The organism is Rhizorhabdus wittichii (assembly GCF_017607425.1).
In the GTDB taxonomy this organism is placed as follows: Bacteria; Pseudomonadota; Alphaproteobacteria; order Sphingomonadales; family Sphingomonadaceae; genus Rhizorhabdus; species Rhizorhabdus wittichii.
In genome coordinates, this window is sequence record NZ_CP059319.1 from 3,779,709 (window position 1) to 3,804,913 (window position 25,205).

Annotated in this window: 25 protein-coding genes and 1 pseudogene; 3 read left to right on the forward strand and 23 right to left on the reverse strand. The window is 68.1% G+C overall.

The features are described 5' to 3' along the window. Positions 1 to 44: 44 nt before the first annotated feature. The 3 genes from metX to HRJ34_RS18110 all read left to right on the forward strand — a co-directional run bounded on the left by metX (position 45) and on the right by HRJ34_RS18110 (position 3,496). Positions 45 to 1,172: a homoserine O-acetyltransferase MetX gene (gene metX, locus HRJ34_RS18100; protein WP_208632056.1), complete on the forward strand. Its 1,128-nt coding sequence runs from the start codon at positions 45 to 47 to the stop codon at positions 1,170 to 1,172. Then, on the forward strand, positions 1,169 to 1,756 hold the full coding sequence (gene metW / locus HRJ34_RS18105) for a methionine biosynthesis protein MetW (RefSeq protein ID WP_029992702.1): 588 nt from the start codon (positions 1,169 to 1,171) through the stop codon (positions 1,754 to 1,756). Before metX ends, metW begins: the two co-directional genes overlap by 4 nt. A 75-nt stretch (positions 1,757 to 1,831) precedes the next feature. Then, positions 1,832 to 3,496: a M28 family metallopeptidase gene (locus tag HRJ34_RS18110; protein WP_208632057.1), complete on the forward strand. Its 1,665-nt coding sequence runs from the start codon at positions 1,832 to 1,834 to the stop codon at positions 3,494 to 3,496. Positions 3,497 to 3,635: 139 nt separating this feature from the next. Here the strand turns inward: HRJ34_RS18110 and HRJ34_RS18115 are convergent, their stop codons facing one another. The 23 genes and pseudogenes from HRJ34_RS18115 to efp form a co-directional block, all read right to left on the reverse strand. Beyond that, positions 3,636 to 3,905 carry a DUF1467 family protein gene (locus tag HRJ34_RS18115; RefSeq protein WP_012049202.1) on the reverse strand — a complete coding sequence of 90 codons (270 nt, stop codon included), beginning with the start codon at positions 3,903 to 3,905 and terminating at the stop codon, positions 3,636 to 3,638. Positions 3,906 to 3,921: 16 nt separating this feature from the next. After that, positions 3,922 to 5,502, reverse strand: coding sequence for a ribonuclease J (locus HRJ34_RS18120; protein ID WP_049771245.1), 1,581 nt, complete (start codon positions 5,500 to 5,502; stop codon positions 3,922 to 3,924). Between the two features lie 81 nt (positions 5,503 to 5,583). Next, complete coding sequence (locus HRJ34_RS18125) at positions 5,584 to 6,366, reverse strand: type III pantothenate kinase (RefSeq protein ID WP_012049200.1); 783 nt, start codon at positions 6,364 to 6,366, stop codon at positions 5,584 to 5,586. 31 nt (positions 6,367 to 6,397) lie between these two features. After that, entirely contained in the window at positions 6,398 to 6,964 is a 567-nt protein-coding gene (locus tag HRJ34_RS18130) for a biotin--[acetyl-CoA-carboxylase] ligase (protein WP_226948847.1), read from the reverse strand. Positions 6,965 to 7,220: 256 nt separating this feature from the next. After that, a complete protein-coding gene (gene nuoN / locus HRJ34_RS18135; protein ID WP_016747807.1) occupies positions 7,221 to 8,666 on the reverse strand; it encodes an NADH-quinone oxidoreductase subunit NuoN in 1,446 nt (481 codons plus the stop codon). Further along, positions 8,666 to 10,192, reverse strand: coding sequence for an NADH-quinone oxidoreductase subunit M (locus HRJ34_RS18140; RefSeq protein ID WP_012049197.1), 1,527 nt, complete (start codon positions 10,190 to 10,192; stop codon positions 8,666 to 8,668). The genes nuoN and HRJ34_RS18140 overlap by 1 nt, the downstream gene beginning before the upstream one ends. 4 nt (positions 10,193 to 10,196) lie before the next feature. Then, positions 10,197 to 12,236 (reverse strand): NADH-quinone oxidoreductase subunit L, encoded by a 2,040-nt coding sequence (gene nuoL / locus HRJ34_RS18145; protein WP_208632058.1) that lies wholly within the window; start codon positions 12,234 to 12,236, stop codon positions 10,197 to 10,199. A 7-nt stretch (positions 12,237 to 12,243) separates the two neighbouring features. Beyond that, complete coding sequence (nuoK, locus tag HRJ34_RS18150) at positions 12,244 to 12,549, reverse strand: NADH-quinone oxidoreductase subunit NuoK (protein WP_012049195.1); 306 nt, start codon at positions 12,547 to 12,549, stop codon at positions 12,244 to 12,246. 158 nt (positions 12,550 to 12,707) lie between these two features. Continuing rightward, positions 12,708 to 13,319, reverse strand: coding sequence for an NADH-quinone oxidoreductase subunit J (locus HRJ34_RS18155; RefSeq protein WP_012049194.1), 612 nt, complete (start codon positions 13,317 to 13,319; stop codon positions 12,708 to 12,710). A gap of 35 nt (positions 13,320 to 13,354) precedes the next feature. Continuing rightward, positions 13,355 to 13,840 carry an NADH-quinone oxidoreductase subunit NuoI gene (gene nuoI / locus HRJ34_RS18160; RefSeq protein ID WP_029992705.1) on the reverse strand — a complete coding sequence of 162 codons (486 nt, stop codon included), beginning with the start codon at positions 13,838 to 13,840 and terminating at the stop codon, positions 13,355 to 13,357. A 1-nt stretch (position 13,841) separates the two neighbouring features. Next, positions 13,842 to 14,888, reverse strand: a complete 1,047-nt coding sequence (gene nuoH, locus HRJ34_RS18165) for an NADH-quinone oxidoreductase subunit NuoH (RefSeq protein ID WP_012049192.1) — start codon at positions 14,886 to 14,888, stop codon at positions 13,842 to 13,844. Continuing rightward, positions 14,885 to 16,888, reverse strand: coding sequence for an NADH-quinone oxidoreductase subunit NuoG (gene nuoG, locus HRJ34_RS18170; RefSeq protein WP_208632059.1), 2,004 nt, complete (start codon positions 16,886 to 16,888; stop codon positions 14,885 to 14,887). Before nuoG ends, nuoH begins: the two co-directional genes overlap by 4 nt. Then, positions 16,888 to 17,568 (reverse strand): hypothetical protein, encoded by a 681-nt coding sequence (locus HRJ34_RS18175; protein WP_012049190.1) that lies wholly within the window; start codon positions 17,566 to 17,568, stop codon positions 16,888 to 16,890. The genes nuoG and HRJ34_RS18175 overlap by 1 nt, the downstream gene beginning before the upstream one ends. 5 nt (positions 17,569 to 17,573) lie before the next feature. Further along, a complete protein-coding gene (locus HRJ34_RS18180) occupies positions 17,574 to 18,266 on the reverse strand; it encodes a hypothetical protein (RefSeq protein ID WP_208632060.1) in 693 nt (230 codons plus the stop codon). Next, positions 18,263 to 19,561 carry an NADH-quinone oxidoreductase subunit NuoF gene (nuoF, locus tag HRJ34_RS18185; RefSeq protein WP_208632061.1) on the reverse strand — a complete coding sequence of 433 codons (1,299 nt, stop codon included), beginning with the start codon at positions 19,559 to 19,561 and terminating at the stop codon, positions 18,263 to 18,265. The genes HRJ34_RS18180 and nuoF overlap by 4 nt, the downstream gene beginning before the upstream one ends. A gap of 120 nt (positions 19,562 to 19,681) precedes the next feature. Beyond that, positions 19,682 to 19,831, reverse strand: a complete 150-nt coding sequence (locus tag HRJ34_RS18190) for a hypothetical protein (RefSeq protein ID WP_012049187.1) — start codon at positions 19,829 to 19,831, stop codon at positions 19,682 to 19,684. Continuing rightward, entirely contained in the window at positions 19,828 to 20,517 is a 690-nt protein-coding gene (locus HRJ34_RS18195) for a complex I 24 kDa subunit family protein (protein WP_012049186.1), read from the reverse strand. The genes HRJ34_RS18190 and HRJ34_RS18195 overlap by 4 nt, the downstream gene beginning before the upstream one ends. After that, positions 20,517 to 21,737: an NADH-quinone oxidoreductase subunit D gene (locus HRJ34_RS18200; RefSeq protein ID WP_016747798.1), complete on the reverse strand. Its 1,221-nt coding sequence runs from the start codon at positions 21,735 to 21,737 to the stop codon at positions 20,517 to 20,519. Before HRJ34_RS18200 ends, HRJ34_RS18195 begins: the two co-directional genes overlap by 1 nt. 142 nt (positions 21,738 to 21,879) lie before the next feature. Beyond that, positions 21,880 to 22,512: pseudogene (locus HRJ34_RS18205) on the reverse strand (NADH-quinone oxidoreductase subunit C); the annotation flags it as partial. Continuing rightward, positions 22,509 to 23,072, reverse strand: coding sequence for a NuoB/complex I 20 kDa subunit family protein (locus tag HRJ34_RS18210; protein WP_012049183.1), 564 nt, complete (start codon positions 23,070 to 23,072; stop codon positions 22,509 to 22,511). The gene HRJ34_RS18210 and the pseudogene HRJ34_RS18205, both read right to left, overlap by 4 nt. Further along, positions 23,063 to 23,440 carry an NADH-quinone oxidoreductase subunit A gene (gene ndhC / locus HRJ34_RS18215; protein WP_012049182.1) on the reverse strand — a complete coding sequence of 126 codons (378 nt, stop codon included), beginning with the start codon at positions 23,438 to 23,440 and terminating at the stop codon, positions 23,063 to 23,065. Before ndhC ends, HRJ34_RS18210 begins: the two co-directional genes overlap by 10 nt. Before the next feature lie 278 nt (positions 23,441 to 23,718). After that, positions 23,719 to 24,540 (reverse strand): inositol monophosphatase family protein, encoded by an 822-nt coding sequence (locus tag HRJ34_RS18220; RefSeq protein ID WP_208632063.1) that lies wholly within the window; start codon positions 24,538 to 24,540, stop codon positions 23,719 to 23,721. Positions 24,541 to 24,621: 81 nt separating this feature from the next. Next, entirely contained in the window at positions 24,622 to 25,185 is a 564-nt protein-coding gene (gene efp, locus HRJ34_RS18225; RefSeq protein ID WP_012049180.1) for an elongation factor P, read from the reverse strand. Positions 25,186 to 25,205: the final 20 nt, after the last annotated feature.

Genomic DNA, 25,205 nt, shown 5'->3' on the forward strand with positions numbered 1-25,205 from the left:
CGCATTGACAGCCCTCCGCCCCCGTCCTAGCCCGGATGGCGCCCATGACCGACGACAGCCGCTTCGGCCTCGCCCGTTCCGTGACCCTGGCCGGCCCGCTGCGGCTCGACGGCGGGGCGAGGCTGGCGCCGGTCGAGATCGCCTATGAGACCTATGGCAGCCTCGACGCCGACGGCGGCAACGCGATCCTGATCTGCCACGCGCTGACCGGCGACCAGCATGTCGCCTCGACCCATCCGATCACCGGCAAGCCGGGCTGGTGGACGCGGATGGTCGGCGCCGGCAAGCCGATCGACCCGGCGCGCCACTTCATCATCTGCGCGAACGTGCTGGGCAGCTGCCTCGGCAGTTCGGGCCCCGGCACGATCGATCCGGCGACCGGCGCCCCCTATGCGATGCGCTTCCCGGTGATCACCATCCGCGACATGGTCCGCGCGCAGGCGATGCTGCTCGACCATCTCGGCGTCGGCACGCTGGCGGCGGCGGTCGGCGGGTCGATGGGCGGGATGCAGGTGCTGCAATGGGCCGCGACCTATCCCGACCGGCTCCGCTCCGCCGTGGCGATCGCCAGCACCGCGCGCCACTCGGCGCAGAACATCGCCTTCCACGAGGTCGGCCGCCAGGCGATCATGGCCGATCCCAAATGGGCCGGCGGCGACTATTACGCCGCGGGCGACCCGCCCGCCGCCGGCCTCGCCGTCGCGCGGATGGCGGCGCACATCACCTATCTGTCCGAGGCCGGGCTGACCGAGAAATTCGGCCGCCGCCTCCAGGCGCGAGACGCCAAGAGCTTCGGCTTCGACGCCGATTTCCAGATCGAATCCTATCTGCGCCACCAGGGGATCAGCTTCGTCGACCGGTTCGACGCCAACTCCTATCTCTACATCACCCGGGCGATGGACTATTTCGACCTGGCCGAGGAGCATGGCGGGCTGCTCGCGGGCGCCTTCCAGGGGGCGAAGCGGACCCGCTTCTGCCTGGTCAGCTTCGACACCGACTGGCTCTACCCGACCGCCGAATCGCGCGCGATCGTCCACGCGCTCAACGCCGCCGGCGCGCCGGTCAGCTTCGTCGAGCTGAGCTCGCCCTTCGGCCACGACGCCTTCCTGCTCGACGTGCCCGAGCTCAACCGCGTGGTCGACGGCTTCCTCCGCGCGGGGGAGGACCGGTGAGCGCGCTGCGCCCCGATCTGGCGATCATCGCCGACCATGTAGCACCCGCTTCAAGGGTGCTCGACGTCGGCTGCGGCGACGGCGAGCTGATGGACGTGCTGCGCGCCAGGGGCTGCGACGCGCGCGGGATCGAGATCGACCCCGCCAATGTCAGCCTCGCGGTCGGGCGCGGCCTGTCGGTGGTGCAGGGCGACGCCGACACCGACCTGGTCAACTATCCCGACAACGCGTTCGACTATGCGATCCTCAGCCAGACGCTCCAGACCGCCCGCGCGCCCGACAAGGTGCTGGCGGAGCTGATGCGGATCGGCCGGCGCGCCTTCGTCTCCTTCCCCAATTTCGCCTATTGGCGGGTGCGGCTGAGCCTCGCCTGGGGCGGGCGGATGCCGGTGACGGCGGCGCTGCCGGTGAGCTGGTACGCGACCCAGAACATCCACCAGCTCACCATCGACGACTTCCGCGCCTTCGTGAAGGAGCGCGGCATCACCGTCGAGCACGCCTGGTTCCTGACCGGCAGCCGCCGCCGCGGCGACGCCGCCGCCAACCTGCGCGCCGAACATGCCGTGTTCCTGTTGCGGCGCTAGGCGTGGCGGCACTGGACAAGCACCGGCCCGCTGATAGGCTCGCCGCAATTGTATAGACAAAAGGGACTCCCGCCCGTGAAACCAACCTCCGTCGCCGGGGCGCTCGCCGCCTTCGCCCTGCTCGCATCGCCGCTCGCCACCGTCGCCGGGACACCGGCCGCCCCGGCCTTCGCGCCGGAGAGCTTCCGCGCCACCGTCTCCTTCCTCGCCGACGACCTGCTCGAGGGGCGCGACACCGGCAGCCGGGGGCACGAGATCGCGGCGCGCTACGTCGCCAGCCGGTTCGAGGCGCTGGGGCTCAAGCCCGGCGGCGACGACGGCGGCTGGTTCCAGCGGATCACCTTCCAGCAGACCGATCCCGGCGCGACCCCGGGCAGCGTCGCGATCACCGCGCCGAACGGCAAGACGCAGAGCTGGACGCACGGCACCGACGTGCTGGTCGGCCTCAACCCCAACGAGCCGGCGCTCGACATCGCCGCGCCGCTGGTGTTCGTCGGCTACGGCATCGAGAATGCGAAGCTCGGCATCGACAACTATGCCGGGCTCGACGTGAAGGGGAAGATCGTCGTCACGTTGCGCGGCTTCCCCCAGGGGCTGCCGAGCGAGGAGGCGGCCCACGCCTCCGCCACCAAGGCGCAGGCGGCCGACCGGCACGGCGCGATCGGCATGGTCAGCATCGGCACGCTGCTGTCGATGAAGACGCGGCCCTGGGCGCAGAGCGTCTATTTCGCCGACGAGCCGAGCTTCGCCTGGGTCGGCGCCGACGGCAAGGCGTTCGACGAGGCGCCCGGCATCCGCATCACCGCCTCGCTCAACGAACCCGCCGCGCAGGCGCTGTTCGAGGGCGCGTCGCAGGGCCTCGCCACGATCCGCGCGATCGCCGACCAGCCGCGCGGGCGGCCCAAGGGCTTCGCGCTCAAGACCCGCATCCGCATCCAGAGCCAGAGCGTCACCAAGCGCGTGACCAGCCCCAATGTCGTCGCGATCCTGCCGGGCAGCGATCCGGCGCTGAAGGCCGAATATGTCGTGCTGTCGGCGCATCTCGACCATATCGGCATCACCCCGCCCAAACCCGGCGACAAGCCGGACACCGACCGGATCAACAACGGCGCGCTCGACAACGCCGCCGGCATCGCGACGATGCTGGAGGTGGCGCGCGCCGCCGCCGAGGCGCCGGTGGCGCCGCGCCGCTCGCTGATCTTCCTCGCCTCGACCGCGGAGGAAAAGGGGCTGCTCGGCGCCGACTATTATGCGCGCCACCCGAGCGTGCCGATCAAGGCGATCGTCGGCAATGTCGACCTCGACATGCCGCTGCTGCTCTACCGCTTCACCGACGTCACCGCGTTCGGCGCCGACCATTCGACGCTGGGCCCGATCGTGGCGAAGGCGGTCGCGCCGATGGGCGTCACCCTGTCGCCCGACCCGATGCCCGCGCAGACCATCTTCGTCCGCTCCGACCATTATATGTTCGTCAAGCAGGGCGTGCCCGCCGTCTTCCTGGCCACCGGCTTCGCCAATGGCGGCGAGAAGCATTGGGAGAAATTCCTGGGCGGCGCCTATCACCACCCCGACGACGACATGGCGCAGAAGATCGACTGGGAGGCCGGCGCCCGCTTCGCCGACGCCAATTACCGGATCATGCGCGCCATGGCCGACGCCGACACGCCGCCGCTCTGGTATGCGAAGGACTTCTTCGGCGACACCTTCGCCCCCGACGCGAAGAAGGCGAAGCGGCCGTAAGATTCAAATCCTCCCCATCGCAGATGGGGAGGGGGACCATGCGCAGCATGGTGGAGGGGCGGCGCGTCAGCGCCGTTGCACGGCGCACCCCTCCACCACCTTCGGTGGTCCCCCTCCCCTGCTCGCGCAGGGGAGGATCTTATGCGTCGCGAAACCGGGTCAGGTCGAAGAAGTCGGCGGTGATCCAGCCGTTGAGATAGTTGACGTAGAACAGCCCGAACACGACCAGCGAGACGATCGTCGTCCACAGCACCGTCCGCCACACCGAGAAGCGCGGCGGGGCGCTTTCGGCCTGGCCGGGGACGAGCGCCTCGGGCTCGGCGCTGCTGCGCAGCCGGAAGGGCAGCACCAGGAACAGGCAGCCCCACCAGAAAAGCAGGTAGATCGCGACGATCGAGCTGAGCTTCATCGGCTGGCCCCTTCTCTCAGACCCGGATGATCGCGACGTCGACCACCGGCTTCTTGCCGGTCCACGAGGTCGCGCGGCGGCGCACCGCGAGGCGGATCGCTTCCCTGAGCTTGGCCTCGTCCTTGCCGCCCTTGGCGACCGCGTCGGCCGCGGCCGCGCAGGCGTCGGCGACGAAGTCCTCGCGGTCCTCCTCGACCGGCAGGCCCTGCAGGTGGAGCGCGGGCTCGCCCTTCAGCCGCCCGTCCTTGCCGATCACGACGGTGACGCCGACGAAGCCGTAGAGCCCGGCGCGGCGGCGCTCGTTCATCGTCGAGCCGTCGGCGGGCAGGATCACGTCGCCGTCGAGGACGAGGCGGCCGGTGCGTTCATGGCCGATCGCCTTCGGACCGTCGGGCGCCAGCCGCACCAGCGTGCCGTTCGACTGGACGATGCCGTGCGGCACCCCCAGGCTCTTGGCGAAGCGCGCCTGCTCGGCCATGTGGCGCAGCTCGCCATGGACCGGCAGGATGATCTCCGGCCGGATCCATCCGTACATCGCCTTGAGCTCGGGCCGCCCCGGATGGCCCGAGACATGGACCTCGGCCTGGCGGTCGGTGATCATCTCGACCCCCTTGGCGGCGAGCGCGTTCTGGATGCGGCCGATCGCGATCTCGTTGCCGGGGATCTGCTTCGACGAGAACACCACCGTGTCGCCCGCCGACAGCTTGATCGGGTGGCTGTCGAAGGCGATGCGCGACAGCGCGGCGCGCGCCTCGCCCTGGCCACCGGTGGCGATGATCATCACCTCCCGCGGGGGCAGGCGCATCGCCTCGTCGACGTCGATCACCGGCGGGAAATGCTGGAGATAGCCGCTCGCCTTGGCGACCCGGATGATGCGGTCGAGCGAGCGGCCGGCGACGCACAGCTTGCGCCCGGTATCCTGCGCGACCTCGCCCAGCGTCTGGAGCCGCGCGGCGTTCGACGCGAAGGTCGTCACCAGCACGCGCGCCTTGCAGGCGCCGATCGCCTCGTCGAGGCCCTTGCGGACGTCGGCCTCGGAGCCCGACGCCTCCTCGTTGAAGACGTTGGTCGAATCGCAGACCAGCGCGAGCACGCCCTGGTCGCCGATCGCGGTCAGCTCCTCGGCGGTCGAGGGCTGGCCGAGCAGCGGCGCCTCGTCGATCTTCCAGTCGCCGGTGTGGAAGATGCGGCCGTGCGGCGTGTCGATCAGCAGCGCGTTGCCCTCGGGAATCGAATGGGCGAGCGGGACATAGGTGAAGCCGAACGGGCCGAGCTGGAAGCTGCCCTCATTCTCGATCACATGGAGGTCGACCTTGCCGGTCAGCCCTTCCTCGTCGAGCTTGCCCTTGATCAGCTCGGCGGTGAAGCGCGTCGCGTAGAGCGGCACGCCGAGGTCGGCGGCGAGATAGGGGATCGCGCCGATATGGTCCTCATGCCCATGGGTCAGCACGACGCCGAGCAGGTCGTCGGCGCGCTCCTCGATGAAGGCGAGGTCGGGCAGGATCAGCTCGACCCCCGGATAGCCGGGATCGGCGAAGGTGAGGCCGAGGTCGACCATCACCCATTTGCCCTGGGTGCCGTAGAGATTGACGTTCATGCCGATCTCCCCGGAGCCGCCAAGCGCCAGGAAGAGCAGTTCATTACCGGGAGTCGTCACTGTAAGCTTGTGTCCAATCTGTTATGGGCCCGTCTTGAGGCGATCATACATGATGCCGAGGCCCTGGATCGTGAGATCCGGTTCGATGCTGTCGAACAGCTTCACATGCCGTTCGAACAATGTGGCGAGGCCGCCGGTGGCGATCACCGTGGCGGGGCGGCCGATCTCCGCCTTCATCCGCGCGACCAGCCCCTCGATCATCGCGACATAGCCGAAATAGATGCCGATCAACATCTGATCCTGCGTCGTCCGGCCGATCACCGTCGATGTCTCGGGCGCCTCGATCGCGATGCGGGGCAGCTTCGCGGCGGCGGCGACCAGCGCGTCGAGCGACAGGTTGATGCCCGGCGCGATGATCCCGCCCTTATAGGCGCCGCTATAGTCGACCACGTCGAAGGTCGTCGCGGTGCCGAAGTCGATCAGGATCAGGTCGCCCGGATGCCGCTTGTGCGCCGCGATCACGTTGACGGCGCGGTCGGCGCCGACATTCTGCGGCTCGTCGACGTCGAGGGTGATGCCCCATTCGACCGGCGGCCGTCCCGCGACCAGCGCCTCGACCCCGAAATATTTCGACGCCAGCACCTCCAGATTGTGGAGCGCGCGCGGCACCACCGTGGCGATGATCACCGCCTCGATCACCGAGCGGTCATGGCCCTCGAGCTGGAGGAGCTGGTGGAGCCAGACCGCATATTCGTCGGCCGTGCGGCGCGCGTCGGTGGCGATCCGCCAGCGCGCGACGATCGCGCCGCCGTCGACCAGCGCGAAGACGATATTGGTGTTCCCAGCGTCGATCGCAAGCAGCATGCTTCGTCCGAGTCCTTCCGTTCCGGGGGCGCTATAGCAGGAAAACGTCGCCGGCGTGCACCAGATGGATGCGCCCGTCGCTGGTCCGCAGGCGCAGCGCGCCATCGGCGGCGAGGCCCTCGTACAGCCCTTCGATCTCGCCCTCCGGCGCGCGCACGCGCAGCGCGGTGCCGGCCGGATGCGCGCGTGCCTGCCAGCGGGCGAGCACGACGCCGAGCCCCTCGGTGCGCCAGCGCGCCAGCCAGGCGGCGAACACCGCCGCCAGCTCGGCGGCGAAGTCGCCCGGCTCGGGCGGCGACAGGCCGAGCGCGGCGAGGCTGGTCGCCGGCCGGTCGATCCCCTCGGGGCGGTGCGCCAGGTTGACGCCGATCCCGACCACCACCGCGTCGCCCGCGCCCTCGAGCAATATGCCCGATATCTTGGCGCCGTCGGCGAGCAGGTCGTTGGGCCATTTGATCGCCAGCCGGTCGGGGCCAAGCCACGCCTGCAACAGCTCGTCGAGCGCGACCGCCGCGACCATCGCCAGGCTGGGCGCCGGCGGGTCGCCGCCGAGGCGGCGGACCAATGTGCTGGCATGGAGATTGCCGGGCGGCGACACCCGGCCTGCCGCCCGCGCCCGCCCCTCCCGCCGGTCGGCGCGCCACGTCCCCGGCCCCCTCGCGGGCGAGCGCCGTCATGTCGTCGTTGGTGGAGCCGGTGACGGCGACGTGGCGGATGAGCGTCACCAGATCCTCCCCATCGCAGATGGGGAGGGGGACCATCCGCAGGATGGTGGAGGGGTAGGGGTCGCAAGACCCCTCCACCGGCTTCGCCGGTCCCCCTCCCCACGCTTCGCGCAGGGAGGAATGGTCATGTCAGAACAGCGAACGCGCCGCCGCCATGCTCGTCGCGTCGAGCAGCGGGATGGCGAGATAGCCGAGCGGCGAGACCGCGAGCGCCGCGAGGGTGATCAGCCCGCCTTCGAGCTTCGACGCCGCCGGCGCGAACTCGGCCGGGGCCGGATCGTCGAAGTAGATCGTCTTGACGATCTTCAGATAATAGAAGGCGCCGATCACCGAGGTCGCGATGCCGACCATCGCCAGCGGCCAGAAGCCGGCGCGGACCAGCGCATCGAACACCAGGAATTTCGGCCAGAAGCCGAACAGCGGCGGGATGCCGGCAAGGCTGAACATGAAGATCGCGAAGGCGGCGGCGAGGCCGGGGCGGCTGCGCGACAGGCCCGACAGGCTGGCGATCGTCTCGACCGGCTGGCCGTCCTGGCCGCGCATCTGCAGCACGCAGATGAAGCTGCCCAGCGTCATCGCCACATAGACCGCCATATAGGTCATCGTCGCGGCGACGCCGTCGGCCGACCCGGCGGCGAGGCCGAACAGCGCGAAGCCGACATTGTTGATCGACGAATAGGCGAGCAGCCGCTTCATGCTGGTCTGGCCGATCGCGGCGACCGCACCGAGGATGGTCGAGGCGAGCGCGGCGAAGACGACGATCTGGCGCCAGGCGTCGGTGCCCGATCCCATCGCCTCGATCGCGACGCGCAGCAGCAGCGCCATGCCCGCCACCTTCGGCGCCGAGGCGAAGAAGGCGGTGACCGGGGTCGGCGCGCCTTCATAGACGTCGGGCGTCCACATGTGGAACGGCACCGCCGAGATCTTGAAGGCGAGGCCGGCGAAGACGAACACCATGCCGAACATCTGGCCGGTGCCCATGCCCTTGGCGAGCGAGTCGGAGATGCCGGCGAACAGGGTGGTGCCGGTGAAGCCGTAGAGCAGCGAGATGCCATAGAGCAGGATGCCCGAGGCGAGCGCGCCGAGGACGAAATATTTGAGACCGGCCTCAGCCGAGCGGGTGTCGCGGCGCATGAAGCTGGCGAGCACATAGGCCGACAGCGACTGCAGCTCGAGCCCGACATAGAGGGTCAGCAGGTCGCCCGCCGACACCATCATCCCCATGCCCACCCCCGAAAGCAGGATCAGGACCGGATATTCGGCGCGGTAGCCGCCGCCGGTGCGGGAGAAGAAGCCGGGCGCCACCGCCACCGAGACGGCGGCGGCGATGTAGATCAGCAGCTTGGCGAAGGCCGCGAAGCTGTCGGCGATGTAGAGCCCGTCGAAGCCGGGACCGCCATTGCCGGCGGGGCCGGTCAGCGAGAAGCCGGCGGCGGCGAACAGCGCGACGGCGCCCCAGCCGATCGCACGGGCGAAGCCGTCGCCGCCGAACGCCGCGACCAGCAGCAGCAGCAGCGCGCCGACCGAGAGGATCAGCTCGGGAACGGTGAGGGCGAGGGAGGCGGTCATCGACATCAGTGGTGCGCCTCCACATGCGCCTCGACAGCAGGTTTGGGATGGCCGATCACGACCTTGGCGTCGCTTTCCGGCGCGGTCGGCGCGAGTCGGGCGAGCACCGCGCCGACATCGTTGCGCATCGGCGCCAGGAAGCTTTCGGGATAGACGCCCATCCACAGCACGGCGAGCGCGATCGGCGCCAGGATGGCGAGTTCGCGCGCGCTGAGGTCGGGCATCGCCGCCGCTTCGGGCGTGCGCGCCGCGCCATAGGCGATGCGGGCGTAGAGATAGAGCATATAGGCGGCGCCGGTGATGATGCCGGTGGTCGCGACGAACGCCACCCAGGACGAGATCTGGTAGGCGCCGACCAGCGAGAGGAACTCGCCGACGAAGTTGCTGGTGCCCGGCAGGCCGACCGAGGCCATGGTGAACAGCAGGAACAGCATCGCATATTTGGGCATGTTGTTCGACAGGCCGCCATAGCGGACGATCTCGCGGGTGTGCATCCGGTCGTAGATCACGCCGACGCACAGGAACAGCGCGCCCGAGACGAGGCCGTGGCCGAGCATGACCATCAGCGCGCCCTCGATCCCCTGCCGGTTGAAGGCGAACAGGCCGATCGTGACGAAGGCCATGTGCGCGACCGACGAATAGGCGATCAGCTTCTTCATGTCCTCCTGCACCAGCGCGATCAGGCTGGTGACGACGATCGCGACCATCGACAGGCCCATGACCAGCCACATCAGCTCGGCGCTGGCGACCGGGAACATCGGCAGCGAGAAGCGGACGAAGCCGTAGCCGCCCATCTTCAGCAGCACGCCCGCCAGGATCACCGAGCCGGCGGTCGGCGCCTGGACGTGCGCGTCGGGCAGCCAGGTGTGGACCGGCCACATCGGCATCTTCACCGCGAAGGAGGCGAAGAAGGCGAGGAACAGCCAGGTCTGCGCTTCCGGCGGGAAGTCATAGGCCATCAGCGCGGGGATGAAGGTGGTGCCCGCCTCGCTCACCATCCACAGCATCGCGATCAGCATCAGCACCGATCCGAGCAGCGTGTAGAGGAAGAATTTGTAGCTGGCGTAGATGCGGTCGGCGCCGCCCCAGATGCCGATGATCAGGTACATCGGGATCAGGCCGGCTTCGAAGAAGATGTAGAAGAGGAACAGGTCCTGCGCCGCGAAGACGCCGACCATCAGCGTCTCCATCAGCAGGAAGGCCGCCATATATTCGGGCACGCGCTTCTCGATCGCCTCCCACGAGGCGGCGATGCAGATCGGCATCAGGAACACCGACAGGACGATCAGCAGCAGCGCGATGCCGTCGATGCCGAGCGCCCAGGCGAAGCGGCCGAACAGCGCGACATGCTCGGTGAACTGCCACTGCGCGCCGCCGATCTCGTAGCAATGCCACAGCAGGATGCCGAGGCCGAGATTGGCGAGCGTCGCGGCGAGCGCGATCCAGCGCGCCGCCTTCGCCCCCGCGAACAGGCAGGCCAGCGCCGCCACCAGCGGCAGCGCGATCATCACGGTAAGGATAGGAAAGCCCATCGCGTCAGCCCACCATCGCCCAGGTCGCCGCGGCCGCAAGGCCGAGCAGCATCACCAGCGCATATGTATAAAGATAGCCCGACTGCGCCGCGCGCGCGGCCGATCCGGCCCGCACCGCCACCGCGGCGATGCCGTTCGGGCCGAAGCGGTCGATCGTGCCCTGGTCGCCCTTCTTCCAGAAGAAGCGGCCGAGCCAGAAGGCCGGGACGACGAACAGATAATGATAGAGTTCGTCGAAATACCATTTGTGCAGCAGGAAGTCGTACAGCACCCGGAACTGCGCGGTGAAGCGCGCCGGGATCGTGCGGTCGAGCACATAGGCCCACAGCGCGATCAGGAAGCCGATCACCATCACGATCGTCGCCGACAGCTTGGCGAGCTCGGGGATGCCGTGCATCGCGTGCATCAGATGCTCGTCGAAGGCGATGCTGCCGGCCCAGAAGGCCGCACCATGCTCGGGATCGAGGAAATGGGGCGCGAAGAACCAGCCCGCGAGCACCGCGCCGATCGACAGGACGATCAGCGGCACCAGCATGGTGAGCGGGCTTTCATGCGGATGATAGCCCGCCGTGCCCTCATGATCGTGGCCATGCGCCTCGTGGTCGTGCGCGTCGTGGCCATGATCATGGCCGTGGCCGTGCGCGTCGTGGACGGCATGCTGGATATGCTCCGACCCGGCCCAGCGCGGCTTGCCGAAGAAGGTCAGGAAGACCAGCCGCCACGAATAGAAGCTGGTCAGCAGCGCCGCGAAAACCGCGATCGCGAAGGCGACGCCGCCCGAGGTCGACCCGTTGGCGAAGGCCGCCTCGATGATCGCGTCCTTCGAATAGAAGCCGGCGAAGCCGAAGATGCCGGCGATGCCGACCCCGGTGATCGCGAGCGTGCCCGCCATCATCGCCCAATAGGTGATCGGGATGTGCTTCCGGAGCCCGCCATAGTGGCGCATGTCCTGCTCATGGTGCATCGCGTGGATCACCGAGCCCGCGCCGAGGAACAGCAGCGCCTTGAAGAAGGCGTGGGTGAACAGGTGGAACATCGCCGCGCCATAGGCGCCGACGCCGGCCGCCATGAACATGTAGCCGAGCTGCGAGCAGGTCGAATAGGCGATGACGCGCTTGATGTCGGTCTGGGTCGTGCCGACCGTCGCCGCGAAGAAGGCGGTGGCCGCGCCGACATAGGTGACGACGTGCATCGCGGTCTGGCTGACCTCGAACATCGGCGACAGGCGGCAGACCATGAACACGCCGGCGGTGACCATCGTCGCGGCGTGGATCAGCGCCGACACCGGGGTCGGGCCCTCCATCGCGTCGGGAAGCCAGGTGTGGAGGCCGAGCTGCGCCGACTTGCCCATCGCGCCGACGAACAGCAGCAGGCAGAGCAGCGTCATCAGGTCGACGCGGTGGCCGAGGAAGCCGATCGAGGCGCCGGCATAGCCGGGGGCCGCCGCCAGGATCTCGGGGATCGAGACGGTGCCGAACACCAGGAAGGTGCCGAAGATGCCGAGCGAGAATCCGAAGTCGCCGACGCGGTTGACGACGAACGCCTTGATCGCGGCGGCGTTGGCCGAAGGCTTCTGGTACCAGAAGCCGATCAGCAGGTAGGAGGCGAGGCCGACGCCTTCCCAACCGAAGAACATCTGCACCAGGCTGTTCGAGGTCACGAGCATCAGCATCGCGAAGGTGAACAGCGACAGATAGGCGAAGAAGCGGGGCTGGCTCGGGTCCTCCGCCATATAGCCCCAGCTGTAGAGGTGGACGAGGCTCGACACCGAGGTCACCACCACCAGCATCACCGCGGTCAGCGTGTCGACGCGCAGCGCCCAGTCGACGGCGAGGTCGCCCGACTGGATGAAGGTGAGGACCGGCACGACATGCGCGGTCGCGCCGCCGGTCATGAAGTCGATGAAGACCGGCCAGCTCAGCGCGCAGGAGATGAACAGCGCGCCGGTGGTGACGGTCTTCGCCGCCACGTTGCCGATCATGCGGTTGCCGAGCCCTGCGACGATCGCCGCGAGCAGCGGCAGGAAGACGATTGCGGTAATCACCGAACGATCACCCCTTCATCCGGTTGATGTCGTCGACCGCGATGGTGCCGCGGCCACGGAAATAGATGACGAGGATGGCCAGGCCGATCGCGGCCTCGCCGGCGGCGACCGTCAGCACGAACATCGCGAAGACCTGGCCGACCAGGTCGCCCAGATAGGCGGAGAAGGCTACGAGGTTGATGTTCACCGACAGCAGGATCAGCTCGATCGCCATCAGGATGATGATGACGTTCTTCCGGTTGAGGAAGATGCCGAACACCCCCATCACGAACAGGATCGCCGAGACGACCAGATAATGTTGCAGGCCGATCATCTCTTAAATCCTCCCTATGCGCAGCATGGGGAGGGGGACCGCACGTAGTGCGGTGGAGGCGGCGGCGACGAAGACGCCGCTGGCGCGGCGCCCCTCCACCAGCCTGCGGCTGGTCCCCCTCCCCGCGCTGTGCGCAGGGAGGATTTGGAAGGTCGTCATCACAGCTCCACCCCCTGGCCGACGGCCGGCTTGACGTTGCGGGTCGCGTCCTCGGGCCGCCGCATGTTCTGCGCGGTGACGTTCTGCGTCTTGACGCCGCCCCGCGTGCGGTGGGTGAGGACGATCGCGCCGACCAGCGCGACGAGCAGGATCAGGCCCGCGCCCTCGAAGATGTAGAGGTAGCGCGTGTAGATCAGCGTGCCGATCGCCTCGATGTTGGGCACCTCCGACGGGGTCGGCGCGATGCGCGCGCCCATGTCGATGCCGCCCGCCTTCCACGCGCCGATCGCGAAGATCATCTCGGCGGCGAGCACCAGCACGAGCAATATGCCGAACGGCAGATATTGCGCGAAGCCCGCGCGCAGCTCGGCGAAGTCGATGTCGAGCATCATCACGACGAACAGGAACAGCACCGCGACCGCGCCGACATAGACGATGACGAGCAGCATCGCGATGAACTCGGCACCGACCAGGATCATCAGGCCCGCCGCGTTGAAGAAGGCGAGGATGAGCCACAGCACGCTGTGCACCGGATTGCGCGCCAGGATGGTGAGCGTGCCCGAGGCAACCACCAGCGCGGCGAACAGATAGAAGGCTATGGTCTGGATCACGGCTTTCTCAGTGCCCCTTCGCGAACGGCTGGCGCTTACCGGTAGGGCGCATCGGCGGCAAGGTTGGCGGCGATCGCCGGCTCCCAGCGGTCGCCATTGGCGAGCAGCTTGGCCTTGTCGTAGATGAGCTCTTCGCGGGTTTCGGTCGAATATTCGAAATTGGGTCCCTCGACGATCGCGTCGACCGGGCAGGCTTCCTGGCAGAAGCCGCAGAAGATGCACTTGGTCATGTCGATGTCGTAGCGGGTGGTGCGGCGCGAGCCGTCGTCACGCGGCTCGGCCTCGATCGTGATCGCCTGCGCCGGGCACACCGCCTCGCACAGCTTGCACGCGATGCAGCGCTCCTCGCCGTTCGGATAGCGGCGCAGCGCATGCTCGCCGCGGAAGCGGGGCGACAGCGGGTTCTTCTCGAACGGGTAGTTGATCGTCGCCTTGGCCTTGAAGAAATATTTCAGGGTCAGCCAGTGCGCCTTCACGAACTCCCAGAGCGTGAACGACTTGATGATGTGCCCGAGGCTCATCTCAGACTCCATAGCGGGTGAGCATCAGCCACCCCGAAACGAGGAACACCCAGAACAGCGACAGCGGCAGGAAGACCTTCCACCCCAGCCGCATGAGCTGGTCGTAGCGGTAGCGCGGGACGGTCGCCTTCACCCAGGAGAAGACGAAGAAGAAGAACAGCAGCTTGGCGAAGAACCAGATGATGCCCGGCACCATGTAGAGCGGCGCCCAGTCGACCGGGGGCAGCCAGCCGCCCCAGAACAGGATCGCGTTGAGGCCGCACATCAGGATGACGTTGGCATATTCGCCGAGCCAGTAGAGCGCGAACGACATCGACGAATATTCGGTCTGGTAGCCGGCGACGAGCTCCGATTCGGCCTCGGTCAGGTCGAACGGGGTGCGCGCGGTCTCCGCCATCGCCGAGATCAGGAACACCACCGCCATCGGGAAGAGCAGCGGGTTGAAGCCGTAGCCGTTGATGAAGCCGAAGATGTGGGCGCGCTGCCCCTCGACGATCGCCGACATGTTGAAGCTGCCGGTCCACAGCACGACCGAGATCAGCACGAAGCCGATCGAGACCTCATAGCTGACCATCTGCGCGGCCGCGCGGAGCGCCGAGTAGAAGGGATATTTGGAGTTGGACGCCCAGCCCGCGATGATCACGCCATAGACGCCGATCGACGAGGCGGCGAGCACGTAGAGCAGGCCGATGTTGATGTCGGCGAGCACCACGCCCGGCGCGAACGGGATCACCGCCCAGACGATCAGCGCGACCGTGAAGGTGATGATCGGCGCGAGCAGGAACAGGCCCTTGTTCGCGGCGGCCGGGATGATGGTCTCCTGGAGGAACACCTTGGCGCCGTCGGCGAAGCTCTGCAGCAGGCCCCAGGGCCCGACGACGTTCGGGCCGCGGCGCAGCGCCATCGCCGCCCAGATCTTGCGATCGGCGTAGATGATCATCGCCACCGCGAGCATCAGCGGCAGCGCGATGACGAGGATGCCGATGATGGTCGAGACGAACCAGGCCCAGTCGTAGGGCAGGCCCCAGCTCTGGAACAGCGCGGTCATTCGGCGGCCTCCGCGAAGCTCTGCCCATGGAGGAGTTCGGCCGAGCAGCGCTGCATCGTGTCGCTGGCGCGGGCGATCGGGTTGGTGAGGTAGAAGTCCTTGACCGGATAGCCGACCGGGCCCGACGCCTTGGCCGGCAGCTTCGGCGCGGACCAGGCATAGCCGGCGAGGCCGCCGGTGCCGAGCGCGGGCACCTCGGCCGTCATCGCGGCGCGGAGCTGGTCGAGGCTGTCGAACGGCAGCTTGTGGCCGAGCACCTCGCTCAGCGCGCGCAGGATCGCCCAGTCCTCGCGGGCGTCGCCCGGCGGGAAGACGGCGCGGTCGCCGAACTGGACGCGGCCCTCGGTGTTCACATAGGTGCCGGGCTTCTCGGTATAGGCGGCGCCGGGCAGCACCACGTCGGCTCCGGCCGCGCCGGCATCGCCATGATGGCCGACATAGACCTTCAGGCTCTTGTCGAACGCGGTCAGGTCGACGTCGTCGGCGCCGAGCAGGAAGAGAAGCTTCGGCGCGGCCGCGACGATGTCGGCGATCCCGCCCTTCTGCGCATAGCCGAGCATCAGCCCGCCCATCCGCGCCGCGGCGAGATGGGCGACGTTGTAGCCGTTCCAGCCGTCCCTGATCAGCCCGAGCGGCTTGACCAGCGCCAGCGTCGCGCCCTGCGCGCCCGCCTTGAGCGCGCCGCCGCCGACGATCAGCGCCGGGCGCTCGGCCCCGGCGAAGGCCGCGGTCACCGCCTCGGGCAGCTTGCCGAGCAGGCCGAGGTCGTTGCCGAGCCACTGCGCCGGATAGGTGAGGTTCACCTCCTCGCCGATCGCGAAGACCTTGGCGCCGCGCTTCACCGCCTTGCGGACGCGGGTGTTGATCAGCGGCGCCTCCCAGCGGAGGTTGCTGCCGACCAGCAGGATGACGTCGGCGGTCTCGATGCCGGCGATCGTGCTGTTGAAATTGACCGCGGCGAGGCTCGACACGTCATAGTCCATGCCGGTCTGGCGGCCTTCGAGCAGGGTCGACCCCATCGCCGCGAGCAGCGCCTTGGCGGCGTACATCGTCTCGCAGTCGAGCTGGTCGCCCGCGATCGCGGCGACCGAGCTGCCCGCCTTGGCGGCCTTGATCGCGGCGAAGGCCTCCTGCCAGCTCGCCTCGACCAGCTTGCCCTTGCGGCGGACGAACGGCTTGTCGAGGCGGCGGCGGACCAGGCCGTCGACGGCGTGGCGCGTCTTGTCCGACGCCCATTCCTCGTTCACGTCCTCGTTGATCCGCGGCAGCACGCGCAGCACCTGGCGGCCGCGGCTGTCGAAGCGGACATTGGTGCCGACCGCGTCCATCACGTCGATGCCGGGGGTCTTCTTGAGCTCCCAGGGCCGCGCCTCGAACGCATAGGGCTTGCTCGTCAGCGCGCCGACCGGGCACAGGTCGACGACGTTGCCCGACAGCTCGCTGGTCACCGCCTGTTCGAGATAGGAGGTGATCTGCATGTTCTCGCCGCGATGGATCGCGCCGATCTCCTCGATCCCCGACACCTCCTCGGCGAAGCGGACGCAGCGGGTGCACTGGATGCAGCGGGTCATCGTCGTCTTGACGATCGGGCCCATATATTTGTCGGTGACGGCGCGCTTGTTCTCGATGAAGCGGCTCTGCCCCTTGCCATAGGCGACCGACTGGTCCTGCAGGTCGCACTCGCCGCCCTGGTCGCAGATCGGGCAATCGAGCGGATGGTTGATGAGCAGGAACTCCATCACCCCCTCGCGCGCCTTCTTGACCATCGGCGACTGGGTGAACACCTCCTGCTTGTCGGCGGCGGGCAGCGCGCACGACGCCTGCGGCTTGGGCGGCCCGGGCTTCACCTCGACCAGGCACATGCGGCAATTGCCGGCGATCGACAGCCGCTCATGATAGCAGAACCGCGGAATCTCCTTGCCCGCGGCTTCGCAGGCCTGGAGCACCGTGGCGCCGGCGGGGACTTCGACTTCGATCCCGTCTACGGTGAGCTTCGGCATTACTGAATTCCTGCGGTACTATTGAATGCGGGCGACGCCGCCCGTTGGTAGAGCGCCTCGGCGAGCGCCGCGCGCATCGAAAGACGATTGGCCTTGAGCGTCGCGCCGCTCACCAGGCATTGCCCGAATTTCTCGCCCAGCGCCGCGAAGGCGGCCTTCTCGGCGTCGCTGTCGGCGTCGCTCCGCAACAAGGCGACCACGCCGCCGGGATCGTTTGCCGCGACGCAATCCGCCATCTCGTCGACGGCCGGGGCCCGGCCCGTCACCGCCGCCCAGCGGGGCTGGTAGGGCGCGGGCGTGGCGGGCTTGGCCGGCTCGGTCGGCGGCGTCACGCGGCCGGTGAGGATGAGCTGCTCGGCGACCAGTCCCCGCTCCACGTCGATCGGCATCGTGAAGCTCCGGAAACCGCTTCCGGTGCCGGGAAAGCCGGGCAGGTTGCAACGGACATTGTCCCACAGCCGATCGCGCCACTTGGCGAAGTCGGCCGGCTCGGTCGCGCCCAGATATTGTTCCGAAAGCTGCTTCCGGTTGGCCACCATGCATTGCACGAAGGCCCGCGTCGAACGCTGGGATTGCTCCTGGGACATGCCGACGCGCTGCGCCGCGCCGATGGCGGGCGGCACGACGGCGGCCACCGCCATCGCCGTCGTCGCCAGACGCAGCGCCCGGGATGTCTCCACGGTCTTCACTGTGCGGCCACCACCGGCCCCGTGGCCCGATGGAAAAGCGCTTCGGCCAGCGCCGCGCGGAGCGACTGGCGGTTGGCCTTGAGCGTGGCGCCCTGCGGCAGGCACGGGCCCAGCGTCGCGCCCACCGCCTTGACGGCGGCCAGCTCCTCGGCGCTCTCGGGCCTGGTCGCAAGCAGGTCGCGGATGCCGGCCGGGTTCTGCTCCGCGGTGCAGACCGCCATCTCGTCGACGGTCCGGTCGCGCCCGGTGATCGCGAACCAGTCGCGCTGATAGGCGGCGCCGGTCGCGGCGGGCAGCGGCTGCAGCACCTCGTCCTTGGTGGTCTTGTCGAGCACCGCCTCGGCCATCATGCCGCGCAGCACGTCGGCCGGCGCCTGGATCGAGACGCCTTCGAGGCGCGGCGAGTCGACCAGCGTCGCGTTGCGGCACTCGACGCTCTGGCTCAGGTTGCGCTGGTAGCGCTTCTGGTCCGCCTCGGACAGCGCGGTCAGCGCGCCGATCACGTCCGAACCGCGCTTGAAATAGAGGCACTCGGCCAACCGGTGGGCCGAGCGCAGCGCGTCGTAATTGTCGCGGGACTCGCCCCGCTTGAGGCGTTCGCCGAGGCGCGAGCCGAGCGGCGGATCATTGGCGATTGCCGGCGCCGCCACGGCGACGGCGAGCAGGGCGGTCAGGATGCGCGTCCTCATTCGGCTGCCTCCATCATCGCGCCGTCGTTGCCGCGCTCCCGGATCCGGCGCTCCACCTCGGGGCGGAAATGACGCAACAGGCCCTGGATCGGCCAGGCGGCCGCATCGCCCAGGGCGCAGATGGTGTGACCCTCGACCTGCTTGGTGACGTCGAGCAGCGTGTCGATCTCGTCGATGCGCGCCTCGCCGGTGCGCAGCCGCTCCATCACGCGCCACATCCAGCCGGTGCCCTCGCGGCACGGCGTGCACTGGCCGCAGCTCTCATGCTTGTAGAAATAGCTGAGCCGGCTGATCGCGCGGACGATGTCGGTCGACTTGTCCATGACGATCACGGCGGCGGTGCCGAGGCCCGAGCCGAGCGCCTTGAGCCCGTCGAAGTCCATCGGCGCGTCCATGATCTGCGCCGCCGGGACCAGCGGCACCGACGAGCCGCCCGGAATCACCGCGAGCAGATTGTCCCAGCCGCCGCGGATGCCGCCGGCGTGGCGGTCGATCAGCTCGCGGAACGGGATGCCCATCGCCTCCTCGATGACGCACGGCTTGTTCACATGGCCCGAGATCTGGAAGAGCTTGGTGCCCTTGTTGCCCTCGCGGCCGATGCCGGCGAACCAGGCCGCGCCGCGCCGCAGGATGGTCGGCGCCACCGCGATCGATTCGACGTTGTTGACCGTGGTCGGACAGCCGTAGAGGCCCGCGCCCGCCGGGAAGGGCGGCTTCAGGCGCGGCTGGCCCTTCTTGCCCTCGAGGCTCTCGATCTGGGCGGTCTCCTCGCCGCAGATATAGGCGCCGGCGCCGCGATGGACGAAGACGTCGAAGTCATAGCCCGATCCGGCGGCGTTCTTGCCGAGCAGGCCGGCCGCATAGGCCTCCTCGACGGCGGCGAACAGCACCTTCGCCTCGTAGATGAACTCGCCGCGGATGTAGATATAGGCCGCCCGCGCGCGCATCGCGAAACCGGCGACCAGCGCGCCCTCGATCAGCTTGTGCGGATCGTGGCGGATGATCTCGCGGTCCTTGCACGATCCCGGCTCGGACTCGTCGGCGTTGATCACCAGGAAGCTGGGACGGCCCGGCTTCGGCTCCTTCGGCATGAAGCTCCACTTCATGCCGGTCGGGAAGCCCGCGCCGCCGCGGCCGCGCAGGCCCGAGGCCTTGATGTCCTCGATGATCTGGTCGGGCCCGCGCGCGAGCAGCGCCTTGGTGTCGTCCCAGTCGCCGCGCTTGCGCGCCGCCTCCAGGTTCCAGGGCTGGAACCCGTAGACGTTGGTGAAGATGCGGTCCTTGTCGTCAAGCACGGAGCTTCTCCCCGAGAAGCGGAGCCCCGGCGGAGGCCGGGGTCTCGTGCAGCAAGCGCGCGCTCATGTCGCCTGAGATCCCGGCCTCCGCCGGGATGACGAGAATATCTTGAAAAGCCATCATGCGCGTTTCCCGAACAGCTTCTCGGCCACGAAATAGGCGAGCACGCCCAGTCCGATCGCGATGGCGATGCCGAGCAGCTTGAAGGTCACCTTGATCAGGATGACCGCCAGCACGATCGTGACGATGATGGCGATCAGCCCGCTCATGCCGGAGCATTGCCCATGGCCTCCCACCGGCCGCGATAGTCGTGGTTCTCGGAGACCATTTCCTGGAGCGTGGTCGGGCCGCCCTCGGGGCAGCTCGTCTGGCGCTCGACCTGCGGGCCGATCTTCGGCTGGCCGCCGGCGGCGAGCGTGTCGAGCACCGCCGTCATGCTGTCGAAGGTCAGGTCCTCGTAATTATCGTCGTTGATCTGGACCATCGGCGCGTTGGCGCAGGCGCCGAGGCACTCGACCTCGGTCAGCGTGAACAGGCCGTCGGCGGTCGTCGCGCCCTTCTTCAGGCCCTTCTTGTAACAGGCCTCCAGCACGTCGTCGGAGCCGCGCAGCATGCACGGCGTCGTGCCGCACACCTGGACATGGTAGCGGCCGACCGGCGCGAGGTTGTACATGGTGTAGAAGGTCGCGACCTCGTAGACCCGGATATAGGCCATGCCGAGCTGCGCGCCGATATATTCCATCACCGGCACCGGCAGCCAGCCCTGGGTGCCGGTCTCGGCGCCGACCTGGCGCTGGGCGAGGTCGAGCAGCGGCATCACCGCCGACTGCTGGCGGCCCGGCGGGTAGCGGGCGATGATCTTCTCGGCCTGCGCCGCATTTTCCGGCGTCCAGGCGAAACCGCCCCAGCGCGCGCGGGTCTCGGCCTCGTCGGGGATATGGGCTGCGTCGGACATTAACGGTCACACTCCCCGAACACGACGTCGATCGCCGAGAGGATGGCGGTGGTGTCGGCCAGCATGTGGCCCTTCATCATGAAGTCCATCGCCTGGAGATGGCTGAACGCGGTCGGCCGGATCTTGCAGCGGTACGGCTTGTTGCTGCCGTCCGAGACCAGATAGACGCCGAACTCGCCCTTCGGGCTCTCGGTCGCGACATAGACGTCGCCGGCCGGCACGTGGAAGCCTTCGGTATAGAGCTTGAAGTGGTGGATCAGCGCTTCCATCGAGCGCTTCATCTCGCCGCGCTTGGGCGGCACCACCTTGCGGTCGAGGCTGGCGATCGGCCCCTCGGGCATTTCGCTGAGGCACTGCTTCATGATCCGCGCCGACTGCCGCACCTCCTCGATGCGGACCATGACGCGGTCGTAGCAGTCGCCCCTGGTGCCGACTGGGATCTCGAAGTCCATGCGGTCGTAGACGTCGTAGGGCTGCGACTTGCGGATGTCCCACGGGATGCCGGCGGCGCGGATCATCGGGCCGGAGAAGCCCCAGGCCAGCGCGTCCTCCTTCGACACCACGCCGACGTCGACGTTGCGCTGCTTGAAGATGCGGTTGTCGGCGAACAGCGAGACCGCGTCCTCGAACAGCCGCGGCAGGCGGGTGTCGAGCCAGTCGCCGATGTCGGTCAGCAGCTTGAGCGGCACGTCCTGGTGGACGCCGCCCGGCCGGAACCAGGCCGCGTGCATCCGCGCGCCCGACGCGCGCTCGAAGAAGTTGAGGCAGTCCTCGCGGATCTCGAACAGCCACAGGTTCGGGGTCATCGCGCCGACGTCCATGACGTGGCTGCCGATGTTGAGCATGTGGTTGCAGATGCGGGTCAGCTCGGCGAACAGCACGCGCAGATATTGCGCGCGCAGCGGCACTTCGAGCTGGAGCAGCTTCTCGATCGCCAGCACATAGCTGTGCTCCATGCCGAGCGGCGAGCAATAGTCGAGCCGGTCGAAATAGGGCAGCGCCTGGAGATAGGTCTTGTACTCGATCAGCTTCTCGGTGCCGCGATGGAGCAGGCCGACATGCGGGTCGACCCGCTCGACGATCTCGCCGTCGAGCTCCATCACCATGCGCAGCACGCCGTGCGCGGCCGGGTGCTGCGGGCCGAAGTTGATCGTGTAGTTCTGGATCTCGACCTCGCCCTTCTGGGCTTCGGGAGTCAGCGTGTCGTAGGTCGAAGCCATCAGAACGCGCCTCCGCAAGCGGACGTCATCCCAGCGGAAGCTGGGATCTCACTGCCTTTGCCTCCGATGAAGAAAAGGGAGATTCCAGCTTCCGCTGGAATGACGGTGTGAAGGGCAACCATCACTTCTTCGCTCCGTCGCCCGTGGGCGCTTCGCCCTCGACCTTCTCGTCGCCGGGCAGGATATAGTCGGCGCCTTCCCACGGGCTCATGAACTCGAAGCTGCGGAAGTCCTGGGCCAGCTTGACCGGCTCATAGACGACGCGCTTGTGGGCTTCCGAATAGCGCAGCTCGACATAGCCGGTCAGCGGGAAGTCCTTGCGCTGCGGATGCCCGCGGAAGCCGTAGTCGGTGAGAATGCGGCGCAGGTCGGCATTGCCTTCGAACAGCACGCCGTACATGTCGAACACCTCGCGCTCGAGCCAGCCGGCGACCGGCCACAGCCCGGTCACCGACGGCACCGGCTGGACCTCGTCGGTGCCGACATGGACGCGGATGCGGTGGTTCTTCGTGACGCTCAGCAGGCAGTAGACCACCTCGAACCGCTCGGCGCGGTCGGGATAGTCGACCCCGGCGATCTCCATCAGCTGCTGATAGGCGAGCTCGTCGCGCAGGATGCGCATCGTCTCGACCAGGCTCGCCCGCTCGACGTGCAGGGCGATCTCGCCGACGCAGCTGCGCGCCTCGATCAGGCGGGCGCCGAGCGCCGCGGTCGCGGCCTCGACCACGCCGTCGTTCGACGCGAAGCGCGGAAAGGCGAAGCTGGTCCCGCTCATCGCTCGAGCGTCCCGATCCGGCGGATCTTACGCTGGAGCTGCATGATCCCGTAGAGCAGCGCCTCGGCGGTCGGCGGGCAGCCGGGGACGTAGATGTCGACCGGCACGATCCGGTCGCAGCCGCGCACCACCGAATAGCTGTAATGATAATAGCCGCCGCCATTGGCGCAGCTGCCCATCGAGATGACGTATTTGGGCTCGGACATCTGGTCGTAGACGCGGCGCAGCGCCGGAGCCATCTTGTTGCACAGCGTGCCCGCGACGATCATCACGTCCGACTGGCGCGGCGAGGCGCGCGGCGCGGCGCCGAACCGCTCCAGGTCGTAGCGCGGCATGTTGACGTGGATCATCTCGACCGCGCAGCAGGCGAGGCCGAAGGTCATCCACCACAGCGAGCCGGTGCGCGCCCACTGGAACAGCTCCTCGGCCGAGGTGACGAGGAAGCCCTTGTCGTTGACCTCGGCCTGGAGCGCCTTGAAATAATCGGGATCGGGCGCGACGACCTCGCCGAAGCCTTCCGGCTTGTGCGGGTTGAGCGCGCTATCGAGGGTCACTCCCATTCGAGCGCTCCCTTCTTCCATGCATAGATGAAGCCGACGGCTAGCTCGACCAGGAAGATCATCATCGACAGCCAGCCGACGAACCCGATCCCACCGAGCGACACCGCCCAGGGATAGAGGAAGGCGGCTTCGAGGTCGAAGATGATGAACAGGATGGCGATCAGGTAGAAGCGCACGTCGAACTGGGCGCGACTGTCCTCGAACGCCGGGAAGCCGCATTCATATTCGGCCAGCTTCTCGGGATTGGGCTGGTGGGTGCCGGTCAGCCGGCCGACCAGCATCGGCAGGAAGACGAAGGCGCTCGACAGCACCAGGGCAACGCCCAGGAAGAGCAGGATCGGCAGATATCCGGCGGCGACTGACGCCATGAACAGGCTCCGAGCTGGGGACCGGGAATCCGGCCTTTGGCGGGGACGTTTAGGCGCGCCGCATTGGCGAAGCAAGCCGTGGAAAAGTGAGAATGATTCGCAACAAGCGGGCGGAAATGCTGGGGTTTTTCGATAGCCGAACCCTACCCCGCCATGCCCGTTTTCTTCCGTCGCTCCTGCGAAGGCAGGAGCCCATGTCTCTCATCCGCCAGGTGACCATCGGGGAGAGGACAGACATGGATGCCTGCCTCCGCAGGCATGACGGCTTTTGCGGGGCCTCAGAGCCCCTTCAGGCCCTGCGCCACCAGCTTGTGGAGGCGAGTCGCGAGGCCGTCGTTGGTCGCGAGATATTCGTTGCGCTCGTGCATCCGGTCGCCGCCGCGATAGTCGCTGACGAAGCCGCCGGCCTCGCGCACCAGCAAGATGCCGGCCGCGACGTCCCAGATGTTGAGGTCGGCCTCCCAGAAGGCGTCGAACCGCCCTGCCGCGACCCAGGCGAGGTCGAGTGCGGCCGAGCCGTAGCGGCGGATGCCGGCCACCTCGGGCGCGATCGCGGCGAAGATCGCGGTCCATTCGCGGATGTCGCCATGGCCGAGGAAGGGGATGCCGGTCGCGATCAGCGATTCCGACAGCTCGCGCCGCGCCGAGACGCGCAGCCGGCGGTCGTGCAGCCAGGCGCCACGCCCCTTCTCCGCCCAGAAGCTCTCGTCGGTGAGCGGCTGGTAGACCAGCCCCTGCGTCACCTCGCCGCGCTTCTGGCCCGGGCGCGGCTCCTCGACCGCGATCGAGATGGCGAAGTGCGGCAGGCCGTGGAGGAAGTTGGAGGTGCCGTCGAGCGGATCGATGATCCAGCGCGGCTTGGCCGGATCGCCCTCGATCTCGCCGCCTTCCTCGAGGATGAAGCCCCAGTCGGGCCGGGCGCGCTTCAGCTCCTCGACCAGCGTCTGCTCGGCGCGCTTGTCGGCCATCGAGACGAAGTCGGCGGGGCCCTTGCGGCTCACCTGGAGCTGCTGCACCTCGTTGAAGTCGCGCCGCAGCCGCGGCGCGGCCTTGCGCGCGGCGCGGTCCATGACGGTGATGAGGCCGGAGTGGGCTACCATGTCTTCTCTCCCCCTCCCTTTCAAGGGAGGGGCTAGGGGTGGGTGACGAGCCGGGGGCTCATGCCCCCGGCATAGCTTTGATCAGTCCGCGCGGCGGACGTAGGTCTGCTCGTAGACGTCGACGACGATGCGGGTGCCGCTGGAGATGTGCGGCGGCACCATCACGCGGACGCCGTTGTCGAGCATCGCGGGCTTGTAGCTGGACGAGGCGGTCTGCCCCTTCACCACGGCATCGGCCTCGACGATCGTCGCCTCGACCTGGTCGGGGAGCTGCACCGAGATCGGGCGCTCCTCGTACAGCTCCATCACCACGTCCATGCCGTCCTGCAGGAAGGCGGCGGCGTCGCCCAGCAGGTCGCGCGGCAGGGTGATCTGCTCGTACGTGTCCTTGTCCATGAAGGTCAGGTCCTCGCCCTCGGCGAACAGGAACTGGAAATCCTTGGTGTCGAGGCGAACGCGCTCGACGGTCTCGGCCGACCGGAAACGGACGTTGTTCTTGCGCCCGTCGATCAGGTTCTTCATCTCGACCTGCATATAGGCGCCGCCCTTGCCGGGCTGGGTATGCTGGATCTTGACGGCGCGCCAGATGCCGCCTTCATATTCGATGATGTTGCCGGGACGGATGTCCACGCCGCTGATCTTCATGGGTTCACCTGAGACTGTGA